The 7137-nt window shown below is 66.2% G+C and carries 7 protein-coding genes and 1 pseudogene; 3 read left to right on the top strand and 5 right to left on the bottom strand.

Translation table 11 applies throughout. The features are described 5' to 3' along the window. Both AC31A1_RS43085 and AC31A1_RS43080 read right to left on the bottom strand, forming a co-directional pair. On the bottom strand, positions 1 to 209 hold a 209-nt coding region (locus AC31A1_RS43085; RefSeq protein WP_489658531.1), incomplete at its 3' end, for a DUF397 domain-containing protein. Further along, complete coding sequence (locus AC31A1_RS43080) at positions 181 to 1044, bottom strand: helix-turn-helix domain-containing protein (protein WP_489658530.1); 864 nt, start codon at positions 1042 to 1044, stop codon at positions 181 to 183. The genes AC31A1_RS43085 and AC31A1_RS43080, both read right to left, overlap by 29 nt. Positions 1045 to 1156: 112 nt before the next feature. On the opposite strand from AC31A1_RS43080, the gene AC31A1_RS43075 reads away from it, so the two are divergent. After that, positions 1157 to 1342 carry a hypothetical protein gene (locus AC31A1_RS43075; RefSeq protein ID WP_363100234.1) on the top strand — a complete coding sequence of 62 codons (186 nt, stop codon included), beginning with the start codon at positions 1157 to 1159 and terminating at the stop codon, positions 1340 to 1342. Continuing rightward, positions 1339 to 1719: an ATP-binding protein gene (locus tag AC31A1_RS43070; RefSeq protein WP_489658529.1), complete on the top strand. Its 381-nt coding sequence runs from the start codon at positions 1339 to 1341 to the stop codon at positions 1717 to 1719. The genes AC31A1_RS43075 and AC31A1_RS43070 overlap by 4 nt, the downstream gene beginning before the upstream one ends. A 17-nt stretch (positions 1720 to 1736) precedes the next feature. Here the strand turns inward: AC31A1_RS43070 and AC31A1_RS43065 are convergent, their stop codons facing one another. After that, complete coding sequence (locus AC31A1_RS43065; RefSeq protein WP_489658528.1) at positions 1737 to 2303, bottom strand: DUF6817 domain-containing protein; 567 nt, start codon at positions 2301 to 2303, stop codon at positions 1737 to 1739. Positions 2304 to 2425: 122 nt separating this feature from the next. On the opposite strand from AC31A1_RS43065, the gene AC31A1_RS43060 reads away from it, so the two are divergent. Next, positions 2426 to 3037: an exonuclease domain-containing protein gene (locus AC31A1_RS43060; protein WP_489658527.1), complete on the top strand. Its 612-nt coding sequence runs from the start codon at positions 2426 to 2428 to the stop codon at positions 3035 to 3037. Positions 3038 to 3039: 2 nt separating this feature from the next. Here AC31A1_RS43060 and AC31A1_RS43055 read toward each other — a convergent pair whose 3' ends face one another. Both AC31A1_RS43055 and AC31A1_RS43050 read right to left on the bottom strand, forming a co-directional pair. Continuing rightward, complete coding sequence (locus AC31A1_RS43055) at positions 3040 to 3528, bottom strand: hypothetical protein (protein ID WP_489658526.1); 489 nt, start codon at positions 3526 to 3528, stop codon at positions 3040 to 3042. 362 nt (positions 3529 to 3890) lie between these two features. Then, positions 3891 to 7137 (bottom strand): annotated as a pseudogene (locus tag AC31A1_RS43050) (DUF6531 domain-containing protein); the annotation flags it as partial.

The following is a 7137-nucleotide window of genomic DNA, read 5'->3' as shown; positions in this document are numbered from 1 at the left end:
GCCTTTGAGTCGCGGACGGGGACGAGGCCGGGGAGGTTGGCGGCGACCTCTACGCAGTTGCCGCCGTCTCCGTTGCTGTAGCTCGACTTGCGCCAGAGCGCGGCGCCGGGGAAGTCGCTGGCGACTTCTACGCATTCCCCGCCGTCACCGTTGCTGTAGCTGCTCTTGAACCAGAGCGCGTTACTCAAGTCGGTCCGGTTGCTTGCCATTTCGGTATTCCTCTGCCGCTGCCTTGATCATCGCCAGGGACGCCTCCGGTGACAGTGCGACGGCCCTGAGCCGATCGTATGCCTTGCGGTACTGCTTCACGAGGGCTGGATCGTCGATGGTGTCACCGCTGTACGACGCTTCGGTGTAGATCAACGGCGGGGCGTCCGGGAAGGTCATGACCATGATCGAGGCGGCCTTCAGGGGATACGCCCCACATGTCCGCGGAATGATTTGCGGAGTGATCCGACGCTGTTCCGCCAACTCAACGATCCGGTCAAGCTGTTCGGCCATCTCCCGGGGCGTGATGATCGGGTCGGAGAGAAGTGACTCGTGCAGGACTGCCCAGTACTCCGGAGTGGCGTGGTCTTCCTCAAAGAGGCGAGCGCGGGCGAGGCGGGCCGTCACCTTCTCCTCGACCCACTCGCCGGAGGCCGTCGGGTGGGTCGCCTGAACCAACGCCCGTGCGTACGGGGCCGTTTGAAGCAGGCCAGGGAAGATGATGGGGGACCACAGCTCGATGGACTCCGCGTGCTTCTCCGCCTCCAGAGCCTTCTCGAAGTACGCGGCATGCGGCCCCCTCCGCGCCTTCCGCACCACCTCGCAGTTCCGCTCGAAGAACCCGTCCGTCCCCAGCTTCCGATCCGCGTGCTGGGCCAGATCGAGCGGCATCCGTCGCTCGCCGTGCTCAATATCGCTCAGGTACGTCTTGCTGTAGAAGCTGCCCTTCAGGAACGCCTCCAACGACAGCCCCGCCTCCTCCCGCTTCCACCTCAACTCCTTGCCGTAGAAGGTCGGAACGCTCATCGACCCGTCGATGTCCTTGCCCCGTGCCACCACTTGCCCTCCTCCGCAGCCCCGGTCGCGAACGCGAAACCTCTTTTACGGTAGCCAACGGGACGTCAGCCTGTGAGGAGTTCGTCACAGAGCGCACAGGAGGCACCCGTTCATGTCCACCCCCTACGACACAACCCTCTGCGTGGAGGAACTCCGCGACGCCCTCGCCCTGCACGGCATCACGCTCCCCTCCCTCGGCGTGGACATCCTGTACGCCGGCCTCGTCGCGCTCGGGAACTGCAACACCGCCACCGCCCGCGAACTCGCCGCCGCACTGCGGAAGGCGGCGGAACGGTGACGTTCGAACTCAGGCTGCTCGCCACCCCGAAGGCCGTACCGGAACTGCGCCACCACCTCCGCGACCACACCTACGACGTCCGCCTCTGCGCAACGGAGTTGGTGACGAACGTGATCGACCATGTGGGGGAGGGGACCCCGGTGACCGTCAGAGTCCTCAGCACAGCCGACGGTCACACGCGTATCGAGGTCACCGATCCGGACCCGCGCGCGTTGCCCCTGCTGCTCCGGGCGACCGCGACGGACGAACACGGCCGGGGCATGGCCCTTCTCGACGCGCTGGCTCGGCGGTGGGGCGTGGAGCAGGGGGCGGATCGCAAGACGGTGTGGTGCGAGTTGGAGGACGATCTCAACAGCCTTACCGCGAAGAGGTGTTGAGGCGATCGGAGCTGAACTCAGCCCAGTTGCCGGGCAACGGCCTCGCGGGCGGCGGGGGAGAGCAGGGTGCCCGCGCGGGTGAGGAGGGCGTGCAGGGCCGGGCCGTAGCGCTCGGCCAGTTCCGTGTTGTGGGCCAGTACGTCCAGTTCGTTGGCGGCCGTGATGTCGAAGAACGCCCGCAACCGGTCGGCGGGTGGGCTGAGTTCGCGGCCGGTGAAGCGGTCCCGGAAGGCGAACTCCGTGGTGCCGTCGACGCGAGGGTAGACCGCGGCGCGGTCGCAGCCGGCGTAGAGGTAGACCAGCGCCTCCGCCTGTTCACCGATCAGCGTGGCGAGCGTGGCCCGGTCGGAGAGGGGCAGCAGTGCCGGTGCGAAGCCGTCCGTACCGTACGTCGCGTGGCACAGCCCCGCGGTCTGGACGACGGCATCCGCTCCCCAGTCCGCCAACAGGCCCTGAACGCGGCCCAGATGGGCCAGCAGCGTGCCGCCGGGATGGGGCATCCGCTCGGCTCCCTGCTCACGCAGGAACGCCTCGATCGCCGCGCGTCCCTTGCCCGTCAGGTGCTGCTGCTCGGCTGAAGCCATGGCCGGAGGTCCTCTCGTCGGTGGTGCCGTGACGCGGGGTCGAAACACTGGGTCGAAGGTACGAGGTTGCCGTTGCCGTACCGGAAACTGTGATGGAGATCCGCGCCAGAGGGAGAGCTGCTGTGCCTACGTTCGTCGTGTTCGACCTTGAATTCACGTCATGGCAGGGAGCGCTTGAGCAGGACTGGGGGTCGCCGGGGCAGCTGCGCGAGATCGTGCAGATCGGCGCGCTGCGGCTGCGTGAGGACTGCTCCGTCGTCGAGGAGTACGAGGCGCTGGTCCGGCCGGTGGTCAACCCTCAACTGTCCGCATACTTCACCGAACTCACCGGCATCGACCAGGAGACGCTGGACCGGGAAGGCCTCCCCGCAGCGGAAGCACTCGGCGACTTCCTCGGCTTCTGCCGGGGGCAGTCCGTCCTCTCGTACGGCAACGACATGGTCGTCCTCGGCGAGAACGTCGGCTGGGCGCGATCCCGAGGCGAAGAGGTCAAGAACGGCTTCCTCGACGCCCATTTCCTGAACATCAGGCCGTGGCTGAACTCGGTCGCACCGGCGACTTCCACGTCCAACGTCGGCCGCTTGTGGCAGGACCTGGGCCTCCCGAAGCCCGCGACGGGCGAGGAACACTCAGCACTCTTCGACTGCTATTCGTTCGCTTCGGCTCTTGAGTACTTGTGTGAGGGTGGGGCTGGGTTGCCTGCGTTCCTACAGACCTCGACTTTCTCGCTGTGAAATCAGGAATCCAGGGGAATGGAAACCGCAGCAAGCGAACCATCGTTCGTTGCGCCGACCAGGATGCCTCCGCATTCCCAAACCTGTTCCGCCTCAGCCTCGGTGAAGGTCATGATCATCCTTCTGTTGCCCGTGGCGTAAGAGAGGTTCTGCACCGATGAGACAACCTTGGACGAGAAGTCCCGGTAATCTGGGTTTTCGGTGCGTCCCCACGGTGAGCAGTCGAAGACTGGGATTCCGGCTTCCGGGATGTGATCAGTGATATCCGATGCGGACATGGCTGTCGGGGGCAGGTCAATGACGATGACCTCGAACAAGGCTCCGTTGGAGGGGTCGACCTTTACCTCTACCTCGCCACCGTCACTACCGGTGACCCTCCAGTAAAGTGGCTGCTGGGAGCCTGCTCTCTCCCATGTCACCGTCAACGGAATGTACGGGTCGACCTCTACCTGTACAGCCCTGCAGTCCGTTTTCCCGATCACCTTCAACATGAACCAAATCATCCCTTGTATAGAGCGTGAAGAAGGACGGGAAGTCGGTCTTCCGGCCGCTGATTGAATTTCAGCTCCCAACCGTCCACTTCCACCATTCTTCCCAGCGGTATGGTGTCCTTCGTGGCGTCGGCGACGGCGGCTTGCAAGCTCCTCAACTGATACTCATTGATCAGCGTTACCTGCTGTGGGCTCGCCATATCGGATATTCTGCTTTGTGTGAACTCGTTTATGTGCTTTGTTGCATTCGCGTGAACCCATATTCGGTTCTCGCCCGCCTGCAATTCGAAGGACTTTGGGATTCCTGTCCCAGGATAGTCCGGCTGTGTGGGGCTGATATCGTCCCACACTGAACTCCCACTCTCTTCGGTACATGCCTTTGGAGCCAAGCCCAGAGGATCGCCCCATGAGTGCGGATTGTGGACATAGGTGGCGGGGTTGGGCGCGGGGATGAGTCCGAGAGGGTCGGGGGTGAGGTACCGCGCCGTCTCAGGGTCGTAGTGTCGGAAGTAGTTGTAATGCAGCCCCGTCTCAGGGTCGAAGTACTGGCCCGGGAAGCGGAGCGGTGTGTAGGTGGTGCTGTCTGCCGCCCAGGCTGTGGTGCCCCAGAGGGTGCTGCGGGTGTGCCAGGCGATGTCGCCCTGTTCGTCGATGAGTTCGGTGGGGGTGCCCACCAGGTCGGTGACGATGGCGAAGAAGCGGGAGTCGATCTCCTGTTGAGGGGCGTCCGCGGTCGTGATGCGTTCTGTCTGGGCTATGGGGCTCAGGCCTCGGTGGTCCCAAGTGAGGATCACCGGGTTGGGGAGGTGTACGGACGTGGTGGTCTGTTCGCAGAGGGCGGTGCCGTCCCAGGTGAACGCCACCTTCTCCACGACTGTTTCGGCGTCCGCGGAAAGACGGAGTTTCGCCGTGCGGCGGCCAAGTGGGTCGTACGTGTGGCGCCAGCGTGTGCCGTCCGGAGTGGTCACCTGAGTGAGGCGGTCCTCCGCGTCCCACTCGTAGCGCCATGTGTCCGGCCTCCGGGACAGGCGGGTTTTCTGGCGTAGCGTGATGCGGCCCAGGGCGTCGTGTTCGTAACGGACGTTGCCCGCGCGGGTGATGCGGGTGCCTGTGTACTCGCGGGCGCCTGTTGCTTCCTGGCCCGGGTGGGTGGTCGGCCAGGTTGCCTGGCTCTGGTTGCCCGCCTCGTCGTACGCGTACGTCTCGGTCCAGTTCGCCGCGTGAACCGCCGTTACGCGGCCTGCCGCGTCCAGGTCGAAGCGGCGGGTGCCGGAGAGTCGGTCCTCGATCGCGGTCAGGTTGCCGTCGGCTCGGTAGGTGTAGGCGCGGTGCTGGAGGGAGCGGCCGGCTGAGCCCGTCACCGACTGGGTCGTCAGGCGGCCGACCGCGTCGAAGGTGTGCTCCAGGGTGAGCAACCCGCCCACCTGGCGGGCAAGTTCGCGGCCGACCTCGTCGTACGTGAAGTCGATGGAACGACCCGAGGCCGTCATGCCGGTGCGGTGGCCAGTGGCGTCGTACGACCAGGTCGTGGTCGCGCCCGTCGGGGTCGTACGGCCGGTGCGGCGGCCGAACTCGTCGTACGTGTACGTCAGTTCACGGCCGTCGACCGTCTCCGAGCGGACTCGGCCGTGACGGTCGCGCAGGATCGTGAGGGTGGTGTCGGGGCCCGTTGCTTGGCCAGGCCGTCCGTCATGTCGTAGGCGTACGTGGTGACTTGGCCGGCCGCGTTCTTGCGGGTCACCTGGCCCAGCGTGTTGCGCTCGAACTCGATCGTCTCGCCGAGGGTGTTCGTGCGGGTGGTCAGGTGGCCCGTCGCGTCGAGGGTGTAGGTGAGGGTGCGGTCGTCGAAGTCCGTCTCCGTGATCAGGCGGCCGGCCGCGTCGTATTCGTAACTCCAGGTCAGGCCTTGTGGGTTGGTGACCCGGCTGAGGTTCAGTTCGGTGTCGTGGGTGAACTCGTGGCGCACTCCGTCCGGGCCTGTGCGGGACGTCAACAGGTCGAAGTGCGTGTACTCGAAGTGGGAGACACCGCCCAACGGGTCGGTGTGGGTGGTGCAGTTGCCCTCGCCGTCGTAGGTCCAGGACTCCGTCGTGCCGTCCGGTGCCGTGCGGCGGGACAGGTGGCCCTCGGTCGTCCACTCCATGTGGGTCCTCGCACCCAGCGCGTCGGTGAATGTGACAGGCCGGCCGAAACTGTCACGTTCGTAGCGAGTGACCCCGCCGAGCGGGTCGGTGATCTCCAGCGGAAGGCCGGTGCGGTCGCACTGGACGGTCGTGGCTCGGCCCAGCGGGTCGGTCACCTTCGTGAGGTGGCCCGAATCGTCGTAGGCGAAGTGCGTGGTGTGGCCGGTCGGGGCGGTCACCGATGTGCGGTTGCCGCGAGCGTCGTACGTCTGGCGGACCACCGTGCCGTCCGGGTTCACCAGCCTTACCGGCAGGCCGAGTTCGTTGTACTCGGCCCTCGACTCGCGTCCGTCGGGGCGGGTGACCGTGAGCAGGTTGCCGGTCTCGTCGTAGTGGAAGGCGGTGGTGTGGCCGAGCGGGTCGGTTCGGGACAGGAGTCGGTTGTGGCGGTCGCGTCGGTAGTGGGTGACCGATCCCGTCTCGTCGATCTCGGCTGTCACCTGCGCACGGTCGTTGACCAGGTAACGGGCCGTGTGGCCCAGCGAGTTGGTGATGGCGGTGACCCGGTGTCCTGTCTCCGCGTCGGTCGTGTCGTAGGTGAAGGTGGAACTCAGGTGGCCTGCGACGCCCGACTGGGAGGTGCAGCGGTTCTCGTCGTCGTAGGCGTAGTCGAAGCGGCTGTCGTTGGTGTCCGTCCAGGACGTGATGCGGCCGTGTTCGTCGCAGGCGAAGCGCAACGGGCGTCCCGATGAGTTGGTCACCTCGGTGAGGTGGCCGTCGGTGTAGCCGTAGCGGAGGATCTCCCGGTCCGAGCCGTCGCTCGCCGCTCCGGTCAGGGCGAGGGCGGTGATCCGTCCGTGCGCCGTGGTGAACTTCAGCTCGTAGCCGCCGCTGTGGGCCACTCCGAGCGGGGTGCCGTCCGCGTCGTACGCGAAGGTGATCCAGTTGCCGTTGCGGTCGTCGATCTGTTCCAGGACCGCCAAGTCGTCGCCGTTGTCGGCGAAGTGCCACACCCGGCCGGAGTCCGGGTCCGTGATCGTGTAGCCGCCGTCCCCGCGGTTCAACGGCCAACGCGGGCCGTGGCTGGGGAGGGTGGGCAGGCCCGGTGCGGGGTGCGGGTAGGCCAGCAGCAGGCCGTCCTCGGCGATGAGTACGACACCTTCGGCGTCGATCTCCAGACGTTGGTCCACCGTCGACGACCATGTGGGACCGAACCAACGTCCGGAACGATAAGCCGAGTTGAACGAACGCTTGAGGACCAGCGGCAGTGAGCCCGGCAGTGAGAGGTCGGTCTGCGGCAGGACCATGTGGCCCGTGGCGACATCGATGGGGTCCCGCTCGCAGACCGTCTCCTCCGGGCGACGGCTGGTGCCCTCAGGGTTCTCCGTCGCGCCCTTGCGCCCGGCGCCCGCCGCATCCCCGGCCGCATCCTTCGCCGACCGCTGCACCCCCGTCTCGACCGCGCTCTCCATGCCCTCCTTGAGCG

It is taken from the genome of Streptomyces sp. P5F9 (assembly GCF_057961495.1).
This window is presented reverse-complemented; position numbering and strand designations above follow the sequence as displayed.